General features: G+C 57.9%; 25 protein-coding genes. 17 read left to right on the top strand and 8 right to left on the bottom strand.

Features of this window, described 5'->3' with window-relative positions:
• Nucleotides 1-144: 144 nt before the first annotated feature.
• The 9 genes from soxX (at nucleotide 145) to FMN63_RS04030 (ending at nucleotide 8,296) form a co-directional block, all read left to right on the top strand.
• Nucleotides 145-624, top strand: coding sequence for a sulfur oxidation c-type cytochrome SoxX (gene soxX, locus FMN63_RS04070; protein ID WP_148582672.1), 480 nt, complete (start codon nucleotides 145-147; stop codon nucleotides 622-624).
• Between the two features lie 23 nt (nucleotides 625-647).
• A complete protein-coding gene (soxY, locus tag FMN63_RS04065) occupies nucleotides 648-1,097 on the top strand; it encodes a thiosulfate oxidation carrier protein SoxY (protein ID WP_148582671.1) in 450 nt (149 codons plus the stop codon).
• Nucleotides 1,098-1,194: 97 nt separating this feature from the next.
• Complete coding sequence (soxZ, locus tag FMN63_RS04060) at nucleotides 1,195-1,521, top strand: thiosulfate oxidation carrier complex protein SoxZ (protein WP_148582670.1); 327 nt, start codon at nucleotides 1,195-1,197, stop codon at nucleotides 1,519-1,521.
• Between the two features lie 173 nt (nucleotides 1,522-1,694).
• Complete coding sequence (soxA, locus tag FMN63_RS04055; protein ID WP_148582728.1) at nucleotides 1,695-2,525, top strand: sulfur oxidation c-type cytochrome SoxA; 831 nt, start codon at nucleotides 1,695-1,697, stop codon at nucleotides 2,523-2,525.
• Between the two features lie 194 nt (nucleotides 2,526-2,719).
• Nucleotides 2,720-4,414 carry a thiosulfohydrolase SoxB gene (soxB, locus tag FMN63_RS04050; RefSeq protein WP_148582669.1) on the top strand — a complete coding sequence of 565 codons (1,695 nt, stop codon included), beginning with the start codon at nucleotides 2,720-2,722 and terminating at the stop codon, nucleotides 4,412-4,414.
• Between the two features lie 33 nt (nucleotides 4,415-4,447).
• Complete coding sequence (soxC, locus tag FMN63_RS04045) at nucleotides 4,448-5,722, top strand: sulfite dehydrogenase (RefSeq protein ID WP_148582668.1); 1,275 nt, start codon at nucleotides 4,448-4,450, stop codon at nucleotides 5,720-5,722.
• Nucleotides 5,706-6,842 (top strand): c-type cytochrome, encoded by a 1,137-nt coding sequence (locus FMN63_RS04040; RefSeq protein WP_148582667.1) that lies wholly within the window; start codon nucleotides 5,706-5,708, stop codon nucleotides 6,840-6,842. The genes soxC and FMN63_RS04040 overlap by 17 nt, the downstream gene beginning before the upstream one ends.
• Nucleotides 6,843-6,928: 86 nt before the next feature.
• Nucleotides 6,929-7,372: a DsrE family protein gene (locus tag FMN63_RS04035; RefSeq protein ID WP_148582666.1), complete on the top strand. Its 444-nt coding sequence runs from the start codon at nucleotides 6,929-6,931 to the stop codon at nucleotides 7,370-7,372.
• A 177-nt stretch (nucleotides 7,373-7,549) separates the two neighbouring features.
• A complete protein-coding gene (locus tag FMN63_RS04030; protein WP_148582665.1) occupies nucleotides 7,550-8,296 on the top strand; it encodes a Crp/Fnr family transcriptional regulator in 747 nt (248 codons plus the stop codon).
• 54 nt (nucleotides 8,297-8,350) lie between these two features.
• Here the strand turns inward: FMN63_RS04030 and FMN63_RS04025 are convergent, their stop codons facing one another.
• Entirely contained in the window at nucleotides 8,351-8,719 is a 369-nt protein-coding gene (locus tag FMN63_RS04025) for a response regulator (protein WP_209000926.1), read from the bottom strand.
• A gap of 180 nt (nucleotides 8,720-8,899) precedes the next feature.
• On the opposite strand from FMN63_RS04025, the gene FMN63_RS04020 reads away from it, so the two are divergent.
• Entirely contained in the window at nucleotides 8,900-9,205 is a 306-nt protein-coding gene (locus FMN63_RS04020) for a hypothetical protein (protein WP_148582663.1), read from the top strand.
• A 278-nt stretch (nucleotides 9,206-9,483) separates the two neighbouring features.
• Here FMN63_RS04020 and FMN63_RS04015 read toward each other — a convergent pair whose 3' ends face one another.
• The 4 genes from FMN63_RS04015 to FMN63_RS04000 all read right to left on the bottom strand — a co-directional run bounded on the left by FMN63_RS04015 (nucleotide 9,484) and on the right by FMN63_RS04000 (nucleotide 11,955).
• Nucleotides 9,484-10,608, bottom strand: coding sequence for an AI-2E family transporter (locus FMN63_RS04015; RefSeq protein WP_148582662.1), 1,125 nt, complete (start codon nucleotides 10,606-10,608; stop codon nucleotides 9,484-9,486).
• A 42-nt stretch (nucleotides 10,609-10,650) separates the two neighbouring features.
• Nucleotides 10,651-11,028 carry a hypothetical protein gene (locus FMN63_RS04010; RefSeq protein WP_148582661.1) on the bottom strand — a complete coding sequence of 126 codons (378 nt, stop codon included), beginning with the start codon at nucleotides 11,026-11,028 and terminating at the stop codon, nucleotides 10,651-10,653.
• Nucleotides 11,029-11,084: 56 nt separating this feature from the next.
• A complete protein-coding gene (locus FMN63_RS04005; RefSeq protein WP_148582660.1) occupies nucleotides 11,085-11,429 on the bottom strand; it encodes an ElaB/YgaM/YqjD family protein in 345 nt (114 codons plus the stop codon).
• A gap of 265 nt (nucleotides 11,430-11,694) precedes the next feature.
• Entirely contained in the window at nucleotides 11,695-11,955 is a 261-nt protein-coding gene (locus FMN63_RS04000; RefSeq protein ID WP_148582659.1) for a DUF7218 family protein, read from the bottom strand.
• A gap of 432 nt (nucleotides 11,956-12,387) precedes the next feature.
• Between FMN63_RS04000 and FMN63_RS03995 the strand changes: the two genes are divergently transcribed.
• Both FMN63_RS03995 and FMN63_RS03990 read left to right on the top strand, forming a co-directional pair.
• A complete protein-coding gene (locus tag FMN63_RS03995) occupies nucleotides 12,388-12,903 on the top strand; it encodes a Dps family protein (RefSeq protein ID WP_148582658.1) in 516 nt (171 codons plus the stop codon).
• Between the two features lie 113 nt (nucleotides 12,904-13,016).
• Nucleotides 13,017-13,253, top strand: coding sequence for a hypothetical protein (locus tag FMN63_RS03990; protein WP_148582657.1), 237 nt, complete (start codon nucleotides 13,017-13,019; stop codon nucleotides 13,251-13,253).
• A gap of 73 nt (nucleotides 13,254-13,326) precedes the next feature.
• Here FMN63_RS03990 and FMN63_RS03985 read toward each other — a convergent pair whose 3' ends face one another.
• Nucleotides 13,327-15,129: a sensor histidine kinase gene (locus FMN63_RS03985; protein ID WP_148582656.1), complete on the bottom strand. Its 1,803-nt coding sequence runs from the start codon at nucleotides 15,127-15,129 to the stop codon at nucleotides 13,327-13,329.
• 179 nt (nucleotides 15,130-15,308) lie between these two features.
• Here FMN63_RS03985 and FMN63_RS03980 point away from each other — a divergent pair, with 179 nt between their 5' ends.
• The gene (locus tag FMN63_RS03980; RefSeq protein WP_148582727.1) at nucleotides 15,309-15,506 is read left to right on the top strand and encodes a CsbD family protein; all 198 of its coding nucleotides are present in this window, start codon (nucleotides 15,309-15,311) and stop codon (nucleotides 15,504-15,506) included.
• Nucleotides 15,507-15,663: 157 nt separating this feature from the next.
• Here the strand turns inward: FMN63_RS03980 and FMN63_RS03975 are convergent, their stop codons facing one another.
• Nucleotides 15,664-16,464 carry a response regulator gene (locus FMN63_RS03975; protein ID WP_148582726.1) on the bottom strand — a complete coding sequence of 267 codons (801 nt, stop codon included), beginning with the start codon at nucleotides 16,462-16,464 and terminating at the stop codon, nucleotides 15,664-15,666.
• 187 nt (nucleotides 16,465-16,651) lie between these two features.
• On the opposite strand from FMN63_RS03975, the gene FMN63_RS03970 reads away from it, so the two are divergent.
• From FMN63_RS03970 to FMN63_RS03960, 3 genes are all read left to right on the top strand, one after another.
• On the top strand, nucleotides 16,652-16,858 hold the full coding sequence (locus tag FMN63_RS03970) for a NepR family anti-sigma factor (protein WP_148582655.1): 207 nt from the start codon (nucleotides 16,652-16,654) through the stop codon (nucleotides 16,856-16,858).
• The gene (locus FMN63_RS03965; protein WP_148582654.1) at nucleotides 16,855-17,409 is read left to right on the top strand and encodes a sigma-70 family RNA polymerase sigma factor; all 555 of its coding nucleotides are present in this window, start codon (nucleotides 16,855-16,857) and stop codon (nucleotides 17,407-17,409) included. Before FMN63_RS03970 ends, FMN63_RS03965 begins: the two co-directional genes overlap by 4 nt.
• A gap of 169 nt (nucleotides 17,410-17,578) precedes the next feature.
• Nucleotides 17,579-18,889 (top strand): DUF2254 domain-containing protein, encoded by a 1,311-nt coding sequence (locus FMN63_RS03960; protein WP_148582653.1) that lies wholly within the window; start codon nucleotides 17,579-17,581, stop codon nucleotides 18,887-18,889.
• A 205-nt stretch (nucleotides 18,890-19,094) separates the two neighbouring features.
• Here FMN63_RS03960 and FMN63_RS03955 read toward each other — a convergent pair whose 3' ends face one another.
• On the bottom strand, nucleotides 19,095-19,265 hold the full coding sequence (locus FMN63_RS03955; RefSeq protein WP_006937216.1) for a DUF1328 domain-containing protein: 171 nt from the start codon (nucleotides 19,263-19,265) through the stop codon (nucleotides 19,095-19,097).
• A gap of 158 nt (nucleotides 19,266-19,423) precedes the next feature.
• Here FMN63_RS03955 and FMN63_RS03950 point away from each other — a divergent pair, with 158 nt between their 5' ends.
• Nucleotides 19,424-19,609: a PLD nuclease N-terminal domain-containing protein gene (locus FMN63_RS03950; protein WP_148582652.1), complete on the top strand. Its 186-nt coding sequence runs from the start codon at nucleotides 19,424-19,426 to the stop codon at nucleotides 19,607-19,609.
• Nucleotides 19,610-19,677 lie beyond the last annotated feature (68 nt).

Here is a 19,677-nt window from a genome sequence, read left to right as displayed (position 1 = left end):
GGCAAAAGGCCTATTGCATAACATATGCAAAAAATCATATCTTTTAATATGAGGAGGACAGGCAGGCTGGGGAATCGGACCTGCCGAAGGAACGCAAACGGCACCACAGCCGGCCGTTCCGCACTGAGGAGGAAAGCCGACACAATGTTCAAGGGCGCGACACAATTCAGCCTGCCGGCGGCCTTTGCCGGTCTGGCCATTCTGGCCGCTTCGGCAGCGGCCGCCGGGACGGTTGCTCCGGACAGCGTTCCCATCGAGGATATGGAAATGTCCCAGTCCCTGACGGGTGTTCCGGGAGACCCGCTGGCCGGGCGCGAAGCCTTCGCCGACCGCAAAAAGGGCAATTGCCTGGCCTGTCATGCCAATGCCGATCTCAGCGCGCAGCTGTTCCACGGCGAAGTTGGCCCCGTCCTGGACGGCGCTGCCGACCGCTGGAGCGAGGCGCAACTGCGCGCCATCGTGGTCAACAGCAAGGACGTCTTTGGCGAGCAGACCATCATGCCCGGTTTCTACACCCTGAAGGTGGGCATCAACGTCGACGAAAAATTCGCCGGCAAAACCATCCTGTCAGCGCAAGAGGTAGAGGACGTCGTCGCCTATCTCCTGACGCTGAAAGAGAATTGATCTCGGGTTTCAAGGAGCAAGAGATGAGCTTTACAAGACGCCAGGTGTTTGGCCTCACGATCGGAGCCGCCGCATTCGTGGCTGCCGGGTCGCGGGTTTCCTTCGCCGCCACCGACCAGACCGAAGAAGCAATCAAGGCCTTTACCGGCGGAGCTGAGCCCAAGAAGGGCACGGTGTCGCTCGATACGCCGGAAATCGCCGAAAACGGCAACACGGTGCCGGTCGGCGTATCCGTCGACAGCCCCATGACGGCAGACAACTATGTTGAATCCGTCCTGATCCTTGCAGACGGCAACCCGAACCCCGCTGTCGCGACATTCCACTTCACCGCCATGAGCGGAGCTGCCGAAGCCAAGACGCGCATCCGGCTGGCCAAGACGCAGAATGTCATTGCAGTCGCCAAGATGAACGACGGGTCCTCCTTCATCGACAGCAAGGAAGTGAAAGTCACAATCGGCGGCTGCGGCGGCTGATCCGCAACAGTGCAAGCGGCTTGCCCGCAGGACCGGCACCGGCGTTCAGCCGAACTGCCGCCCGGCAAGCAGATCAGGGACACGAAGGAATAAAGTCATGGCAGAACCGAAACCGCGCGTGAAAGTGCCCAAGAAGGCAGCTGCGGGCGAAGTCATCACCATCAAGACGCTTATCAGCCACCCGATGGAATCCGGTCAGCGCAAGGACAAGCAGGGCAACCTCATTCCGCGCCAGATCATCAACAAGTTCACCTGCGAGTTCAACGGACAGGTGGTCTTCTCCTGCGACATGGACCCGGCAGTCTCGGCAAACCCCTACATGGAGTTCAGTGCCAAGGTGAACGAGCCCGGCACATTCAAATTCACCTGGGTCGATGACGACGGCAGCGTCTACGAAACCGAGAAAAAGATCACTGTTGAATAGGCAGCGGCCCAGAATCTGCGGCTGTGCCACCGGAACCGGTTGCGCAGCTGGAAGCAGATTTCTTCGGGAGTGTCGGAACATCCCATCTGCCATCGTTTGACGACGGGCTGTTCCTGGGGTCGCTGAAATCGGGAGGAGACGATTTGGCCAATAGAACGAAACGCATAGCCACCATGTTCGCAGCAATGATGGTCGGCACAAGCGCTAGCCTGGCCGGGGGGCCGGTTGACGATAAACTCGTTATCGACGGTGAACTGGAAATCAACACCCGGGTTCCGGCACCGGAAGGACACCCTTTCGATGAACTGATCTCCGGTTGGCATTACCGCACGCCCGAGACCCGTGACCTTGAAGCCGACAGCTTCCAGAACCCGGGCATGCTCTATGTCGAGCGCGGTGAGGAAATCTGGAACACGGTGGATGGCGCTGCAGGAAAATCCTGTGCGTCCTGTCACGAGGATGCCGAAACCTTCCTCAAGGGCCTTGGTGCCAGCTATCCCAAGTGGAATGAGGAGGCCGGCAAGCCGTTCAACATCGAGCTGCAGATCAACCAGTGCCGCGAACAGAACATGCAGGCAGAGCCCTACAAGTTCGACGCCGACGATCAGAAGGCTCTGACGACCTACATCAAGCACCAGTCGCTCGGCATGCCGATGCACGTCGACCTGAGCGAGGGCGAGATGCAGGACTGGTGGGAAAAAGGCAAGGAACTCTACTACACCCGTACGGGTCAGTTGAACCTGGCCTGCGCCACCTGCCACGAAAACTACAACGGCAACTACATCCGGGCCGATCACCTCAGCCAGGGCAACGTCAACGGCTTCCCGACCTACCGTCTGAAGCAGAGCGCGATGGTGTCCCTGCACAACCGCTTCCGCGGCTGTATTCGCGATACCCGGGCAGCCTTCCCGCCAGCCTTCTCCGACGATCTGATGGCTCTGGAGGTCTATGTGACCTGGCGCGGGACCGGGCTCGACATCGAAACCCCGGCGGTTCGCCAATAGGCTGACCGTTCCCCTCCGGCGCGGTCACAGTCGCCGCGCCGGTTTCTTCTCTGTTGTGGCAACAGGCTGAAAGTGCAGGCTGAAAAGATCACCGTCCCCCACGTGGGATAACCGGGGTGCACGGCATTGCCGCGCACCAACGGGAAAACTGTGCAACCGGTCCGTCAGTGGCCGTTGGTTTGGAGAAACTGAGAATGTTCTCAAGACGTGAGTTCCTGATGGCAGCAACCGCGACAAGCGCCTTGCTCGGATCGGGCATGGCGGGTTCTTGGTCGCGGCTGATGGCGCAGCAAGCCCTGACAGAGGACCAGCTCCTGGGAATGGAGGCCAAGGGCACGCTCACGCTGGTGCACATCACCGACATCCACGCCCAGCTGAAGCCGATCTACTTCCGCGAGCCGTCCATCAACCTGGGCATCGGCGCTGTCAAAGGCAAACCACCCCATGTGACCGGCGCGGATTTCCTGAAGCTTTACAACATCGAAGCCGGGTCTCCGGATGCCTATGCGCTCACGTCTGAAGACTTTGTCGCGCTGGCCAGAACCTACGGCAAGATGGGGGGCATGGACCGGGTCGCGACGGTCATCAAACGCATTCGTGCCGAGCGCGGCGCTGATAACGTTCTTCTTCTGGATGGCGGCGACACCTGGCAGGGCAGCTACACGTCGAATGTGACCGAGGGCGAAGACATGATCACGATCATGAATTCGCTGGAACCGGACGCAATGACCGGCCACTGGGAATTCACCTATGGCACCGACCGCGTCCAGGAAGTCATCGACAGCCTGCCCTTCGCCTTCCTCGGCTCCAACATCTACGACAACGAATGGGACGAACCGGCCTTCGAAGCCTGGAAGATGTTCGAGCGCGGCGGCTCAAAGGTTGCCGTCATCGGCCAGGCCTTCCCCTATACGCCCATTGCCAATCCGCGCTGGATGATCCCCGGCTGGTCTTTCGGCATCCGTGAAGAAGACATTGCCAAACATGTGGCCGAGGCACGCGACGAAGGCGCTGAGATCGTTGTGCTTCTGTCGCACAACGGCTTTGACGTCGACCGCAAGCTGGCGTCGCGTGTCGACGGCATCGACGTCATTCTGACAGGACATACCCATGATGCCCTGCCCGAGCCGGTGATCGTCAACGACACGCTGGTGATCGCCTCCGGCTCAAACGGTAAATTCGTGTCCCGGGTCGATCTCGATGTTCAGGACGGCAAACTGGCGGGCTATGCCTACCGCCTGATCCCGATCTTCTCCGACGTGATCACGCCGGATGCGGATATGGCAGCGCTGATCGATGAGGTCCGCGCACCCTACGAAGCGGATCTCGCCCGCGTTCTCGGCAAGACCGAGAGCCTTCTCTACCGACGCGGCAACTTCAACGGCACCTTCGACGATCTGATCTGCCAGGCACTCCTGAGCGAACGCGACGCCGAAATTGCCCTGTCGCCCGGCTTCCGCTGGGGGACATCGGTTCTGCCGGGCCAGGACATCACCTTCGAGGACGTCCACAACGCCTGCGCCATGACCTATCCGGCGGCCTACCGCTCGCCGATGACGGGTCAGATGCTGAAGGACATTCTGGAAGACGTCGGCGACAACCTCTTCAACAAGGACCCCTACTACCAGCAGGGCGGTGACATGGTCCGCGTGGGGGGCATGGGCTACACCATCGACCCCAACAAGGACATCGGCGAGCGCATTTCGGGTATGACCCTGCTTGCCACCGGCGAGCCCATCGACCCGGCCAGGGAATATGTCGTTGCCGGCTGGGCTTCGGTCAACGAAGGCACCGAAGGCCCACCCATCGCCGAAGTCATCGAAGCCTATCTCACAAGCAATCCCGTGGTCAGCCTGCCGGACAACCAGTCCGTCAAGCTGGCAGGATGACGCCTTTTCTTCAGAGATCCTGAGGACACGATCATGACTGACAAAACCATTTCCAAAGTGCCGGGCCTGTCCAGGCGCTCCCTCCTGAAAGCAGGGTTCGCAGCGGGAGCCGTTGCAGGCACCGCAGGTGCGGCGCGTGCCGCCGGTGATCCGCTGATCACCGAGATACAGGACTGGAACCGCTATCTCGGCGACGGTGTTCAATCGCGCCCCTACGGCATGCCCTCGGAATTCGAGGCCGATGTGGTCCGCCGCGATGTGGAATGGCTGACAGCCTCCACCGAAAGCTCGGTGAACTTCACCCCCTTGCACGATCTGGACGGCATCATCACGCCCAACGGCCTGTGTTTCGAGCGTCACCATGGCGGCATTGCCGAGATCAACCCGGCCGATCACCGGCTGATGATCAACGGACTTGTCGACACGCCGCTGGTCTTCACAATGGAAGACCTGAAGCGCTTCCCGCGTGAGAACAGGGTCTACTTCCTGGAATGCGCCGCCAATTCCGGCATGGAGTGGCGCGGCTCCCAGCTCAACGGCTGCCAGTATACCCACGGCATGGTCCACTGCGTCATGTATACCGGCGTTCCGCTGAAGCTGATCCTGGAAGAGGCCGGCCTCAAGACCAACGCCAAATGGGTGATGCCGGAAGGTGCCGATGCCTCGGCCATGACCCGCTCCATCCCGATGGAAAAGGCTCTCGACGACTGCCTTGTCGCCTTCAAGATGAACGGTGAGGCCCTGCGCCCCGAACAGGGCTATCCTCTGCGCCTGGTCGTGCCCGGCTGGGAAGGCAACATGTGGGTGAAATGGCTGCGCCGGATCGAAGTCGGCGACGAGCCCTGGCACCAGCGCGAGGAAACGTCCAAATACACGGACCTTCTGGAAAACGGCAAGGCCCGCCGCTTCACCTGGGTGATGGATCCCAAATCCGTCATCACCTCGCCGAGCCCGCAGGCCCCGATCAGTCACGGCAAGGGACCGATGGTCATCTCCGGCGTCGCCTGGTCCGGCAACGGGCGGATCAAACGGGTCGATGTCTCGCTTGATGGCGGCCGAAACTGGAAGACGGCCCGTCTGGACGGACCGAGCCTGTCCAAAGCCATGCACCGCTTTTACCTCGACATCGACTGGGACGGCTCGGACATGTTGATCCAGTCCCGCGCGATGGACGAGCATGGCTTCTTCCAGCCGACCAAGAACGAGCTGCGTGCCGCCCGTGGTGAAAACTCGATCTACCACAACAACGGCATCCAGACCTGGTATGTCAAAGCAGACGGAATGGTGGAAAATGTCGAAGTTTCTTAAAGCCCTCAGCCTTGGAACCCTGATCGCCACCCTGCCCCTGCTTGCCGCGACAGCCCATGCGGGAGACGCCCAAAAGGGGGAAAAGGTCTTCAAGAAATGCGCTGCCTGCCACGCGGTGGGCGAAGGCGCAAAGAACAAGGTCGGACCGGAACTGAACGACGTTTTCGGCCGCACCGCAGGGTCGCTCGGCGATTACAAATACTCCAAGGCGATGATCGAAGCCGGTAACGGTGGCCTTGTCTGGGACGAAGCGACACTGACCACCTATCTGACCAAACCAAGGGACATGGTCAAAGGCACCAAGATGGCCTTCGCCGGTTTGAAGAAGCAGGACGATTTGGAAAACGTGATCGCCTATCTGGCGACATACTCCAGCGCCGCCGCCCCGGCTGACCAGCAGGGCGCCGCAGAACCGGCTGCCGAGGAAGCGGCGGCTGGCGAAACGGAAACCGCCAGCGCAGACACTTCAGCGGCAGCTCACGCAGCGCCCGTGTCCGAAACCCGTGATGGCGGTGTCTTGGGTCTCGGCCGCGTGGCGACAGACGACGAGGTTGCAGCCTGGAACATCGACATTCGGCCCGATGGCACCGGCCTGCCGGAAGGCTCCGGCACGGTTGCCGAGGGTGAAGTGTTGTTCACCGACAATTGCGCTGTCTGTCACGGCGACTTCGGCGAAGGTGTCGGCCGCTGGCCGGTTCTGGCAGGCGGGCAGGACACGCTTACCGAGGAACGCCCGGAAAAGACTATCGGCTCCTACTGGCCGTATCTGTCCACGGTCTATGACTATGTCCGCCGCGCCATGCCTTACGGCAATGCCCGCTCCCTGTCGGACGACGATGTTTATGCGTTGACGGCCTACCTCCTGTATCTGAACGACCTCGTTGACGACGAGGACTTCGAATTGTCGAAAGACAACTTCCTGGAGATCCGTCTTCCCAATGAGGAAAATTTCATTGCGGACACCCGGGCCGAAGAGCCGCATTATGCTGCCAAGGCCGAACCTTGCATGAGCAACTGCAAGGACAGCGCTGTCGAGATCACCATGCGTGCCCGCATTCTCGACGTCACTCCCGGCTCCGTCGATGATGACGACGCCTCAGGCATGGGAAGCGTCGACTGACATCGTTTTGCGGCAACGGCCCACGAAAGAAAGGCCGCCCGCGCAAGGCCGCCGCAGGACACCCTGCGGCGTTAGGAGGAAAAACGATGGGACTGTTTTCAAGACTGGCAGTGGCCGCTTCGGCCCTGCTGATGCTTGGCTCTGCCGTATTGGCGGACGATGGCATCCACAAGCTTGCCCTGCAGATCAGCGACAACGATCCGCAGAAGATGAACACCGTTTTGAATGTCGCCGCCAATGTTGCCCGCCATTACTCGGAAATTGGCGAGGAAGCCGACATCAAGATCGTTGCCTTCAATGCCGGCCTGCACATGTTCCGTGCAGATACGTCTCCCGTGTCGGACCGCATGAAATCCTTCGTGCAGAGCATGCCGAATGTCGCCTTCGAGGCTTGCGATAACACCCGTCAGGCCATGGCTAGGAACGAAGGCAAGGACATTCCGTTCCTCGAAGGCGTCGAAGTCGTTCCTGCCGGGGCCGTTACGCTGATGGAGCTGGACGCGGACGGCTATACCATTTTGCGTCCGTAAGCCTGTGGTGATCGCCGTGCGGACGGGTCAACCGCCCTTACGGCCGCATTGGATCCCGGCACATGGCCGCCGGACTGTCCGGCGGCTGGGAACTGCATTCTCCAGCCAGTCCAATTCAAATTGGAACCTGCGGCTGTTCAAGGCGTTTTCATGAATTGCAATGGAGATGCCGTTTGTATGACCGAAACCGTCCCGTTTCAAACCAATTGTCGAGCTTGCCCCCTGAGGCAGAAACCAGCGTTCCGATCTCTGGAAGGCAAGGAACTGGATTTCATTTCGGATTTCAAAACCGGTGAGCTGACAGTCGAAGCCGGGGCAACCATCCTTCAGGAAGAGAACAAGACCCCGCATCTCTACACCATTCTGGAAGGCTGGGCCTTCCGTCACAAGGCTCTGGCCGACGGCAGGCGGCAATTGTTGAATTTTGCCCTGCCGGGGGACCTCGTCGGCCTTCAGCTTGCCGTCCTGAAAGATATGCAGCACTCCGTCACGGCTCTCACAGACACCACATTATGTGTCTTTCAACGTGACAAGGTCTGGTCGATATTCAAGGACCATCCAACCCTCGCCTTTTCAATGACGTGGATTGCCGCGCGCGAGGAACAGATACTTGATGGACAGATTATCAGCCTCGGCCAGCGCACCGCACTGGAGCGGCTCTCCTATCTCATCCTGCACCTTTATGACCGGGCGCAGCACGTCGGCTACGCCGGCAATCAGGCGCTCGATGCCCCGTTCTCCCAAAGCCATTTGTCCGACGCGCTCGGGATTACCCCGGTGCACACCAGCCGGACACTTCGAAAGCTTCAGGAAAAAGAGCTGATAAGCTGGTCAAAGGACCAAATTCGCGTCCTGGACAGGGACGCCCTGGAAAAGCTCGCCTCTTATGAATCCATTTCGGAAGATCCTCGCCCGCTTATCTGAGGCAGGCCTGCATCTTCAACTGCTGCCAAAGAGCAGTCTTCCCGCGCCCGCGGATCAGATCAGGGCGCCGATCTGGGCTTTGGTATAGGGCTTGCTCAGAATGACATGTCCTTCGAAGTCCGTCGGCAGAGGGCCAAGATCGCTGTAGCCGCTGGCAAAGATGAACTTCGTCCCCTTTTCCAGAAGCTGCTTGGCGAAAGCCAGACTTGTGTCGTCACCGATCTTCACGTCCAGAATGACGAAGCTGAACAGATGCGCTGCCAGCGCCTCTGCCGCTTCGGCAAGGCTTGCGAGCGTCTCGACTGGCGAGAACCCGAGCTCTTCCAGCATCATCTGCGTATCGAGCGCGATGATCGGATTGTCTTCGACAACCAGTGCCGCGCCGCGCGTTTGCGCTGCGGCTTGATAAGTTTGCGGTGTCACGAGGGATCTCATTGTCAGTTAGGTTGACTATCCGCAAGATGACACGAAACCAGCCAGCCTGCATTAACATAAGTTATAAGAGCAGTTTATTTTCTACTTCGATCCCGGTCCGTTCGGAAATTATCGAGCGGCATGAAACCTTTTCTTAACTTGGGCGTTTACAGGGTGGAGGTAGACATTATGTTCACGCTACGCAAACGCATTCCGACTAAAGCCCCTGCTGCAATCGCAGTCGCTGCTCTTCTGGCATCCAGCCTGATTGTTGCAGAGCCTTTCTTCACCAAAGAGGCTGACGCAGAAACCGCTCAAAAGGGCGACATGACCGCTGCAGCAGAAGTTGAACAGAAGGCCGCTGCCAAAGGCGACCTGCAGGTTGAACTGGCCGATATTCACGGACGCCCGACGCGTTGTGTCTCCGGAGTTGGCGTAACCACATGCACCGGCTGGCCCATCGCCCACGGAATGCTGGCGTACAACGAAGAGTAAAAATCCTTGCTACCAGAGTTTTGAAAAGCCGCCTCTTCCGGGCGGCTTTTGTTTTGTCTGCGTGCCTCCGCAGTAAAACAGCCGGCACGACATGCCTCCGAACTGCTTTCTGTCTTTGACTGCTTGGTCACAGATCGTACGCCCTGAATGGTATTCCCAGGTTGCCGACTGGAACAGCGCCGGGCCCAGGATCAAAGCAGAGCGAAATTCCAGCCTGCAAATCAGCCCTGACAAGTTGAACCTTGTGCCGTCAGCGGGCTTGCTGCCAGGTTTTCGGGCTAGGCGTCAGAGTCTGAAGATACAGGCTGTACAGGCTGGCTTGCCTCCGAGGGCTGGCTCACGATCTCAAGCAGCGTCCCCACGACAAGCAGCAAGGGGACGGCGACAAATCCGCCGATTGGCCCCCACAGCCAGATCCAGAAGGCAATGGCAAGAAAAACCAGGAAGGGATTCAACGTCATCGTTCGCCCGAGGACGGTCGGCGTGACGAATTGCGCTTCGATCAGGTTGAGCGCCAGATACGCCAGCGGAGGCGTGAGGATCGCCAACGGCGTGTTTCCGGTTGCCAGGCCGACACCGGCCATCACAAGCACCATGATCGCCGGTCCAAGATAGACAACATAATTCAGCACACCGGCCAACATGCCCCACAGCAACGGCGATGGCACACCAAGAAACCACATGGTCGAGCTCACGGCGACGCCCAACCCGATATTGATGAGGCTTATGGAGACGAGATAGGTGGAAAGACGCGCCTCGATGGTGCGAAACGCGGATACGATGCAACGCCTTCCTTCACCGTTGGAGGAAAGCTGGAGCGCAGCCCGGCGCAAATGCGGGCCCGTCAACAGGAAGAAGTAGAGACTGGCCAGAAACAGGATCACCTGCGCCACGAAGGCCGGTGCGAAATAGAAGACGCTTTCGACTGCGGAGTTGTCTTCCACACTGACCTGCATGCCGCCGTTCTGGCCCATGGCATTGCGCAGGTCCTCCTGCAGGCTGGCAACTGAGGAAAAGAACCCCTGCCAACTGGTCAATTGGGCCTGTAGGCGCGCCCAGATAAGCGGCAACCTGTCCAGCCAGTCGGAAAGAGGCACGACGAAAGCGGCCCCGGCAGTCAGGATCAGGAAGATAAAAACCAGCACCATACCGCCGGCGGATACCCAGCCGGGAACGCCGAGGCGCGAAAGCCTTTCCACTGTCGGCGCGAAAATCGTGCCGACAACCACGGAAAGACAGACAGGTGCGAAAATGACTTGCCCGATGTCCAGCGCGGCGGTCACCGCAATGGCACACATGATGACCATCGACACACGGACAATAGGGTCCGCTCTCAGGGTCTCGGTCACTGTAGCCACGGCACCTTCTGCGGTCGCGACTGCTCGGTCTGCCTGCGCTGTCATCACTGTTAGCTCCAAAGGCCGGCGAGACCGCGCGGCAGAGTGTTAGCCGCCACCCTCGTCGTCGTCACCCAATGCCTGAGCTGCCAGAAAGGCCAGGCCGCCCAGAGCGGCGGTAATCATCAGGCCCTTGTTCTTGGTAAGCTGTGGCAGAATGGAAACGGCAGCAGCCACTGTAAGCTGCTTGGCAACTTGTGAACGCGCCTTCCGCTTGCGGTCCCTGTACTTCAGGAAGCTGAGCACCGAAACAAAAAACAATCCTGTAACCAGCATGATCGCGGCAATCAGCAAGGCCGCCATGGCAGGGCCGTAAATCGGCGCCAAATAGGCACCGGCTGCCACCACCCCGGCGACGTAAGCCGTTGCGAAACAAACAGCCGCAATGCCGCTCAACACGGCATTGCGCTTGGCACGGCGAACCATGCCATTTATGTCTCGCCTAAGAGCCCCGAACGCCATTGGAAAGGCGCGCATCACCATTAGCGGCGTACCAGCGCTGCGATCAGAAAGCCGATGCCGGCGGCGATACCGATGGACTGCAGAGGACGCTTGCGAACTTCCGAAACGAAGGCCCGTTCATACTTCTGCAATTCGGCGGTCAGGTCGCTCAACGCATCCTGGGACATCTTGGTCAGATCGTCACTGGCGGCAGCGGCCTTGGTTTTGTATTCGTCCGTCTTGCCGGAACCGTATCTCTTCAGCGAACCGGCCAAAGAGGCGATGTCGCCACGAATGCGTTCGATGTTTTCTTCGATTTCGCGGGCGCTTACGGTGTCGTTAGCAGGATTGGAAGTGGATGCCGAGGCAGTCTTCGCGGTTGCCATCTTGTCGCTCCTGTTCTCAATAGCGGGCGGCCCTGACGACGGACGGCGCGCAATGCGTAAATGGGATGGAGCCCGGAATTCGGGCACGTGAAGACCGCGCAATGCAATTGCGCGGACTGAGCTGTAAACGATCTGGCGTTGATTTGGTTCCAGACAAATCAGAATGATTTATCGCCTGGCCTATTGGTATCGCCGCGGGAATAGTTCCAGAGAAAGAAAATGAGACAACGCAAACGAACCGCGGCCTCATTTTCAGACGCAAATCCTATTTGCGCAGAGCTTCGATCAGCTCCGATTTGGACATGTTGGAGCGACCATCCACGTCCAGCTCCTGCGCCCGTTCGTAGAGCTCTTCCTTGGTCCAGGATTCGTAAGGCAAAGCCTTTCCCCCCTTCACGGAAGGAGACTGGCTGTCGTTTGCCTGGGCATTTGCAATTCTCGCCGACTTTTCCTTGCTGTAACCCTTGTCACGCAAGGCTTCGTAAGTGTCTTCATTCTTGATGCTGGAACTGGATTTCGAAGCCATCTCAGTCTCCTTTCAGTTGTTACCTACGTTGACGAGAACGGCCCTTTGAGCACGCCCCAAGAATGAGATCGACGAAGGCAGAAAAACCCATGAACAAGGGTCAGAGTGTGACCCAACACGTAAGATTTAACGCTGCATCGTGCGCACAGGTTCCAATTATCGTTTTCCAAGATGTGAAATCACTTAAGCAGACAAAGGCACCTGGAGCACGACACGCAATAGCGCCTTCACTGACCATCGATCGAATACCATTGAACTTCTTGAAGAAATTTCAAGGGATATTCTCCCTCCATGCAAAAAAAGAAATTTTGCCGAAAATATGGAACTGATGGCGAATTGAAGACTTTCCTTACCGAACGATCACAAGGCGCCCTTGTCAGCCATAGAGCTCATCAAGCGATAGCGCCCAGCGACTGAACGAAAGGAAAAACAATGTCGACGAGCAAGGTTCTGAACATCGAAACCCCGAAGGTCGACCAGATCAAGACGGGCGTTTCGGACGAGGTGCGCGAGCAGCTTGCGAAACATCTTTCAGTTATCCTGGCCGAGACCTACATCCTCACGATCAAGTCCCACCTTTATCACTGGAACGTCGTCGGCCCGCTCTTCAAATCGATCCATGATCTGACCGAAGAGCATTACGAGGACCTTTTCGCCGCAACCGACGTGATTGCAGAGCGTATCCGTGCCCTTGGTCACATGGCACCGGTCAATGTCGACGAAGGCAAGCTCAACCTGACCATCAGTCTGCCGGCGGGCGGCATGCCCAACGCCTTCGAAATGATCGAGGATCTGGTGCACAGCCACGAAATGATTGCCGCGGAAATGCGCGACATGGCAGCTTACGCTGGTGAGAACAGCGACCCCGTGACGGAAGATCTACTGACCCAGCGCATCACTTTCCACGACAAGGCTTCGTGGATGCTGAGGGCTGTCATCACCGAGTGAACGGCCCGGCCGCCAGCTTGAAGCAAATTAAGAAAGCGGAAGGGCCGTTTGCCGCTGTGCGGTAAGCGGCCCTTTGCGCGATCGAAGCCCCACATTCCAAATTGTAAGAAATCATGATCAGCGTACCGAAACGATTTGCCGGGTTCAGAACCGCCGCAAGCGTTCTGGAAGACCGGTCCCTCTCGGACAAGCAAAAGCGGACAGCGTTGCTGTCCTGGCGGGCAACCCTGCGAAAGGCGCCACAGGCCAGTTCCGAACAAGGTCGGTCACCACAAGAGCTGATCTCGGAAATCGATGAAGCGCTGAAGGCCCTGCGCCGCGACAAGCCCCCGCGCGGAGACGCGTCCTGAACAACAGGCATCAGCCTTGGGAGCTTCCGCTTCCAAGGCATGAGGGTGTGTGCCCCCCTGACAGCACGCAAGATCAGCTTTGGGTTTGCTTGACCGGAAACTCGATAACGCAACGCACGCCTTCCGGCGCGAAGTCGATTGTGACATCACCATTGAGGGCAGGCCCAACCAACCGTTCCAGCAACATTCGCCCGAAACCGTTGCGCTCTGGCGGCACAACTTCCGGACCACCGCTTTCCTTCCACACCAGTCGGATCTTGCCGTCTTCCGTTGTCCACGACACGGACAATTTACCCCCGAGCACTGACAGAGCACCATATTTGGCGGCATTGGTCGTCAGCTCATGCAGAGCCAGGCCAAGGTTCTGCGCTGAATCCGCCGTGATCGAATGCGGGTCGCCCTTGATCTCGATCTGCGAGCTTCCCGGATCGATGGATTGCGCCAGATGCGCCAGAACCAGCTCCTTCAGATCCGCGCCATACCATGACTGTGACACCAGCAGATCATGACTGGCTGCCATCGCCTGAAGTCTCGCTGCGAAACTCTCGACGAAATCCTCCGTGTTGTCCGAACGTGCTGCGGTTTGCCGGGCCATGGCCTGAATAACCGCAAGAAGGTTCTTGGACCGATGTGTCAGCTCCCGCATCACAAGGTGCATCTGACGTTCGTTTTCCCGCTGAAGCGTCATGTCGATGGAGATGCCGATCAGGCCGGTAATCCGTCCCTCCGTATCTCTTGCCGGCTCGATACGCATGTTGTAGCTGCGATTGACGCCACCCAATTCCATGTCGAATTCGATAACGGTGCTTTCGCCTGTTTCCAGCACCTTCTTCTTTGCCGGAATGAGCTTTAACTGGCCTTCCTCGGGAAACAGCTCCGCGTCACTCTTGCCAGTGAAGAAATCTGGTGTAAGGCCCGGTGATGGATTGACGACCTGAATATATTTCAGGTCGAGATCCTGCTCGAAAACGGTTGTGAGCGAGCCGTCGAGCGCCTTCTCGAAACGCCGGTTGGCCTCCGCAAGCTGCCTTGCGAGAGAACCGAGCCGGATTTCGTAGAGGTTCTTCTCGGTCATATCGATGGCCGTACACAGGACGCCGTCGATATCCCCGCTGTTGTTGCGCGTCGGATGCACGATCAGATCCAGGGAGATCGTTCCCGTCTCTTCGCTGTCCAGCGCAAAGTAGGTCGAAGCGGTCTCGCCGGTCTCCAGAACCTGGCGCTTCACCTCCTCCAGGTCAGCAGCGGTCTCTTCCGGCAGTAGGTCCTGATCCGTGCAACCGATGACGTCTTCCGGTTTCCTGCCGAACCGCGGATTATGGATCCAGGTGTAGCGCAGATCCTTGTCCTGGGTGAAAACGGAGATGTTGGAACCGGTCAGGGCGGTCTCAAAACGTTCGTTGATCCGTTTGATCTCCCGCCGCGTTCTGCCGACCTTGTCGGAAAGCTCGATATTTTCAGCTTTCAGCATGTCGTTGTCCTGCTCAAGATCCTGCAGCGAGGGAATGGCGAGCAGCATCGGCCGCACCCGCCAGATGACGACCGCGGTCGCGACCGAGACAACAGCAGTGAGCAGCTTGACAAGGCCTTGCGCGCCGTAGACGGGCCACCAGAGTGTCACCAGGGCAACCAGATGGCTGAGAGCACAGGCCAGGATGAATGCGATGAACAGATACGCGACCCTGCGGGAATTCCCTTGAAAGTCCGGACGTTTACGCAGGAAATCGAGGATCATCAGGGGAATGGTAAAATAGGCCAGCGCGATCAAACCGTCCGAGATCGCGTGGAGCGCCACGAGATCCGGACGCCAGAGCAGGCAATATCCGTGCGGCATGAACGACGCCGCGCCAAAAAGATAAGTAAAAATATCAGACATTTCGGTTTTGCTCCGTTATCCGGGCATATGTCCTTGCGCAAAAGTTCCGCAAAAAGAACGCCGCTTTTGCACCAGTGTGCCAGTCCATCCTCGACGCTCGCGCTGGCCGCAATTCATTGGGAACCATCGACCGCAGCAGTCGTTTTCCTGGTGTCACCAAGACAAGGAGAGAACGACCAATGAATTGGGACCGGATTGAAGGAAACTGGAAAGAATTCAAGGGCAAGGCTATCGCCCAGTGGGGCAAGCTGACCGACGACGAAGTCGATCGGGCCGAAGGCCGCCGAACCGAACTTGCTGGCCTCATCCAACAAAAATATGGCAAGACCCGCGAAGAAGCCGAGAAGGACATTGACGACTGGCTTTCACGGCAATGAGGGAAAAGAGCGGGCCTGATGGCCCGCCTCTTCCTTCGGGATTAACTTTGCTCCGTTCTGAAGCGGCAGAAAAGCGGCTCTTAACGATTTCGTGCTTCGCGCTCGCGGAGCGCGTGTATGAAAATCAGGCGAGCTCGCTCAGCTTGAACCAGTTGCCTCAGGCAGCGACGACCTCGTCGGCCCCCTTGAAAAACAGTGCCTGGCTAATACCAGCCTTGACCGTGTTCGGGTTGAACGGCTTGGTGATGAGGAATGTCGGCTCTGGCCGCTCCCCAGTCAGAAGACGTTCGGGGAAGGACGTGATAAAGATGACCGGAACGGACATTTCCGAGAGAATTTCCTTTACCGCGTCGATGCCGGACGAACCGTCTGCGAGCTGGATATCGGCAAGAACGAGACCAGGCGTATGTTCCTTCGCGGCAGCGATGGCGTCGCTTGCTGTACGGGCCACGCTGGTGACGCCATGACCAAGGGATTCTACGATCTGGATCAGATCCATTGAAATAAGCGGCTCATCCTCGATGATCAGCACATCTGTCTTGGTCTGGCGGTCGATTTCCGCGATTGCATCTTGAACCAGCCCCGTAACGTCTTCTTCGCTGCGCTGGATGATGAGCGCCGTATCAGAAAGCGAGAAACCTTCCAGCGTGGAAAGCAGCAGCGTTTGCCGGCTTTCCGGGGCCATGTTGGCCAGCCGCTGCTGGGCAGTCTGCTCGAAGATGGATACAGTTCCGTCGTTTGCGGTTGGTGGAACCACACTTGCGTTCCACAGAACGTGGAAAAGCCGGTACAGACCGATTTTCACCCCATGGGTGGTGTCGATAATGGTCTGATCTGCCACCAGTGCCTGCAAGCATGCCCTGACATAGGCATCGCCACTTTTCTGGCTTCCCGCCAAAGCTCTTGCATATCTGCGCAGGTATGGAAGCAGCGGTGTGATCTCTATCGAAAGGCTCACGGACATAAATAAGTTCCTTAATGTGTTGCCGCCCGGAAGCGGCCGAACGGCGCACTTTCACGCGCGCCCGTGACTCGAAAATGCATTCGGCAAAAAAAAGTTCCCAACGCGAGGAACTTTTTTTTCGTCACTGCGTTTACGTCCCAATAAAGCCCATCTTCGAAGAAGCGAAAATCGGAAATTTGTCATGGCAACCAAGCTCAATCCCGAAGTGCCCGACGCCGCCTTCGGTGTCATCACGCCGGCTGCGGGATCAAAGTCCAAAGAGGACTGGATCGGCAGCCAGCTCAAAAAAGTTTATGACGAGGCCCTGTCGGAAGACATACCCGACGATATGATGGATTTGTTGTCCGCTCTGGACTCCAGAGGATCGGACGAGGAGGCCGCAGAATGAACGTCGCACAGTTCAAGCAGGATCTCGTCGACGCCATTCCCCGATTGCGCGCCTTTGCCAGATCCATCAGTGGCGACCGCGACCGTGCGGACGACCTGGTTCAGGAAACACTGGCAAAGGCGATTGCCAACAAGGACAAGTTCACCGAAGGCACCAATCTCACTGCCTGGCTTATCACCATTCTCCGCAACCAGTATTATTCTGTCGGCAGAAAGATGCAGCGCGAGGTTTCAGACCCGGACGGTGAACACGCCGCCACTCTGGAAAGCAAACCGCAGCAGACGGGTCATCTGGAGCTGAAGGATTTTCTGAGTGCCCTTCAGGTGCTTGCCGACGATCAGCGCGAAGCCCTCATTCTGATCGGGGCCAGTGGCTTTTCTTATGAGGAAGCTGCCGAAATCCTCGGTGTGAAGGTTGGCACGGTCAAAAGCCGCGTCTCTCGTGCTCGCCTGCGCCTGGAAGAACTCATGAACGGGACCGAACAGTTCGAACGGTCCGAAATTGCCGCCGCCGCATCCGCTTCCCTGATCAGGGACGCCCTTACCGTCTGATCAATCTCGACCAAACGAGAACCTCCCCCATTGACCGCTTCTGCGCCCGGAAAAGACCCGCGCATGGTTTCCGGAGCGGGCAGGCGAGATTGACTGGAGCGCGCAATAGAAACAGCGACAAACAGGGTTCCATCCAGGATGGAGCCCTGCCTGTCTGAGGGGAACCGCGATGCAGATGATCTATCAGGAGAATGCCCGCGAACATGCGCTTGTTCGCCTGACCAAGGGATTTCTGTTCATCCCTATTTGCATCACCCTGTTAGGAGCGATGCTCGCGTTTGCCGCCTTCCTGATAGACGACATGGGTCTGATGGACGGTGCCTTTAAACTCTTCAGCTATGACACCATAAGCGTTGACGGCGCGCGGTCGGTCCTGTCGACCATTGCCGGCGCCATGATGTCCGTCATCAGCTTGGTCTATTCCCTGACGCTTGTCGTGTTCACACTTGCGGCCGGCAATATTTCGGCGCGTCTTCTGGAAACCTTCGCCAGCAACCGGACGACGCAGATCACCATCGGCCTGTTGGGCGCGACCTTCCTTTATTCGATGATCGCCTTGTTTGGCGTCGACGAAAACGAGGACCTGCGATTTTCCGTCATCCTGTGCATCATCCTGGCCTCCGCCAGCTTTTTCTGGCTGGTCTATTTCGTAAACGACGTCGCCGGACGGATCCGGGTCGATGCGGAAATCGGCAGAATCCATTCCTCGCTCCGGTTCTCGATCGATGACCTTCTGACCAAAGAACCGCGTGAACAGCCGAATGACTGTAACGAGATTCCCGATCTGCCGATCTGGATCTACAATGCCACGTACAGCGGCTACATAACCTTCATCGACAGCAACCAGCTCATTGAAATCGCGAAGTCTCTCGACGGTTTCATCGAGGTTACGGTCAGCCCCGGAACCTACGTCATCGAAGGCATGCCGATTGCGAAGGTTCGCACGGCCGAAGAAGAGCCGGATCTGAAACGACTAGAGAAAACGTTCCAGATCGAGAAGGCGCGGGCTCCTGAAGGGGACATCCAGTTTTCGGTCCACCTGATGGTGGAGATAGCCCTGCGTGCGCTATCGCCCGGCGTCAACGACAGCTACACGGCCATCAGCGCAATCGATCACCTGTCAGCCTCCGTTGCGCGGATCCTTCAGCGCGGCGCTCCGAGCTCGCTCATCACAGATGACGAAGACACACCTCGCCTCTGGCTGACCATCCTGGAAATGCACGACCTGCTGGACACGGCAGTTGGCCCGCTGCGCCAGGCCGCGAGAGGCAATGTCCTCGTCCTGCATCACTTCATTTCCGCTCTGGAAAAGGCATCGCTGGTTTGCCGCAAGGAACATTTGCCACTTGTTTCCACGCAGTTGTTCAATATCGCGCAGGACGCGGTCTTTTCCATTGAAGGCAAGCCGGACAGACAGCAGATAGCCCGAAAGCTCTGGGCCGCGCGCAAGACGTTGCACGAACAGGAAAAAGCCGGCTAGCGCATACTGCGAAGAGCAGGTTCTGATTTTACTGAAAGAAAAAGCGTGCCGCACGCTGAAACACGCAGGACACGCTTGGGATGTGACGCGGTGGAACCATTGCGATTGGAGACAATGAAGGGAAGCGCAAGCGGTCTGCCCTTCCCTTCCATCCGGGCCTTAAGAAGACACAAAAAAGGGCGCCGAAGCGCCCGTTTTTCTCGTGTTAGACCCTGCGGCCTCTGATCGCGTGTGCGACTGCCGAAATCAGGAACAGCGCAATAGCGACGAAGAAGATCAGTTTTGCGATGCCGACTGCCGTGCCGGCAATACCACCAAAACCAAGTACGGCTGCAACGATAGCAACCACCAAGAACAACAGTGCCCAAGAAAGCATTGGAACCTCCGATATTTAAGATATGCAGGTTCAACGCACCGTTCTGAAATTGGTTCCCAATATTTTTTCAGATTTATTTTGGCCGCCGATAAGAAGAACACGGAACCTTCTGCACGCCTGACCGTTTCCAATCCAGTTACACAACCCGGAGATCTGTCATGGAATATGGAATCGTTGGCCTCTTAATTCTCGTCGTGGATGTCTATGCGATCATCCAGGTTCTCGGAAGCGGGTCCTCCACCGGTGCAAAGCTGCTGTGGGTCCTCGGCATCCTGATCTTCCCGGTTGTCGGCTTTATCGTCTGGCTGCTGGCAGGACCGAAAAGCGCCGGCAAGCTGGCCTGAATTCCCGCGCCATGATCACGCACGAAAGTGCGTCTCATCGTGGCGCGGTTTCTGGAAGTTCCTGAAAG

It is taken from the genome of Stappia sp. BW2 (assembly GCF_008107695.1).
Taxonomy (GTDB): Bacteria; Pseudomonadota; Alphaproteobacteria; order Rhizobiales; family Stappiaceae; genus Roseibium.
This window is presented reverse-complemented; position numbering and strand designations above follow the sequence as displayed.

Excerpts from the sequence above, each read along its gene's own strand:
- FMN63_RS04040 (WP_148582667.1), top strand. The coding sequence starts at position 5,706 with ATGTCGAAGTTTCTTAAAGCCCTCAGCCTTGGAACCCTGATCGCCACC.
- FMN63_RS04010 (WP_148582661.1), bottom strand. The coding sequence starts at position 11,028 with ATGGTTCGCCGTGCCAAGCGCAATGCCGTGTTGAGCGGCATTGCGGCT.
- FMN63_RS04015 (WP_148582662.1), bottom strand. The coding sequence starts at position 10,608 with ATGACAGCGCAGGCAGACCGAGCAGTCGCGACCGCAGAAGGTGCCGTG.
- FMN63_RS03965 (WP_148582654.1), top strand. The coding sequence starts at position 16,855 with ATGAACGTCGCACAGTTCAAGCAGGATCTCGTCGACGCCATTCCCCGA.
- soxA (WP_148582728.1), top strand. The coding sequence starts at position 1,695 with ATGTTCGCAGCAATGATGGTCGGCACAAGCGCTAGCCTGGCCGGGGGG.
- FMN63_RS04020 (WP_148582663.1), top strand. The coding sequence starts at position 8,900 with ATGTTCACGCTACGCAAACGCATTCCGACTAAAGCCCCTGCTGCAATC.
- FMN63_RS04030 (WP_148582665.1), top strand. The coding sequence starts at position 7,550 with ATGACCGAAACCGTCCCGTTTCAAACCAATTGTCGAGCTTGCCCCCTG.
- soxZ (WP_148582670.1), top strand. The coding sequence starts at position 1,195 with ATGGCAGAACCGAAACCGCGCGTGAAAGTGCCCAAGAAGGCAGCTGCG.
- FMN63_RS03985 (WP_148582656.1), bottom strand. The coding sequence starts at position 15,129 with ATGTCTGATATTTTTACTTATCTTTTTGGCGCGGCGTCGTTCATGCCG.
- soxX (WP_148582672.1), top strand. The coding sequence starts at position 145 with ATGTTCAAGGGCGCGACACAATTCAGCCTGCCGGCGGCCTTTGCCGGT.
- soxC (WP_148582668.1), top strand. The coding sequence starts at position 4,448 with ATGACTGACAAAACCATTTCCAAAGTGCCGGGCCTGTCCAGGCGCTCC.
- FMN63_RS04035 (WP_148582666.1), top strand. The coding sequence starts at position 6,929 with ATGGGACTGTTTTCAAGACTGGCAGTGGCCGCTTCGGCCCTGCTGATG.
- soxB (WP_148582669.1), top strand. The coding sequence starts at position 2,720 with ATGTTCTCAAGACGTGAGTTCCTGATGGCAGCAACCGCGACAAGCGCC.
- FMN63_RS04005 (WP_148582660.1), bottom strand. The coding sequence starts at position 11,429 with ATGGCAACCGCGAAGACTGCCTCGGCATCCACTTCCAATCCTGCTAAC.
- FMN63_RS03990 (WP_148582657.1), top strand. The coding sequence starts at position 13,017 with ATGATCAGCGTACCGAAACGATTTGCCGGGTTCAGAACCGCCGCAAGC.
- FMN63_RS04000 (WP_148582659.1), bottom strand. The coding sequence starts at position 11,955 with ATGGCTTCGAAATCCAGTTCCAGCATCAAGAATGAAGACACTTACGAA.
- soxY (WP_148582671.1), top strand. The coding sequence starts at position 648 with ATGAGCTTTACAAGACGCCAGGTGTTTGGCCTCACGATCGGAGCCGCC.
- FMN63_RS03980 (WP_148582727.1), top strand. The coding sequence starts at position 15,309 with ATGAATTGGGACCGGATTGAAGGAAACTGGAAAGAATTCAAGGGCAAG.
- FMN63_RS03970 (WP_148582655.1), top strand. The coding sequence starts at position 16,652 with ATGGCAACCAAGCTCAATCCCGAAGTGCCCGACGCCGCCTTCGGTGTC.
- FMN63_RS03950 (WP_148582652.1), top strand. The coding sequence starts at position 19,424 with ATGGAATATGGAATCGTTGGCCTCTTAATTCTCGTCGTGGATGTCTAT.
- FMN63_RS03995 (WP_148582658.1), top strand. The coding sequence starts at position 12,388 with ATGTCGACGAGCAAGGTTCTGAACATCGAAACCCCGAAGGTCGACCAG.
- FMN63_RS03960 (WP_148582653.1), top strand. The coding sequence starts at position 17,579 with ATGCAGATGATCTATCAGGAGAATGCCCGCGAACATGCGCTTGTTCGC.
- FMN63_RS03955 (WP_006937216.1), bottom strand. The coding sequence starts at position 19,265 with ATGCTTTCTTGGGCACTGTTGTTCTTGGTGGTTGCTATCGTTGCAGCC.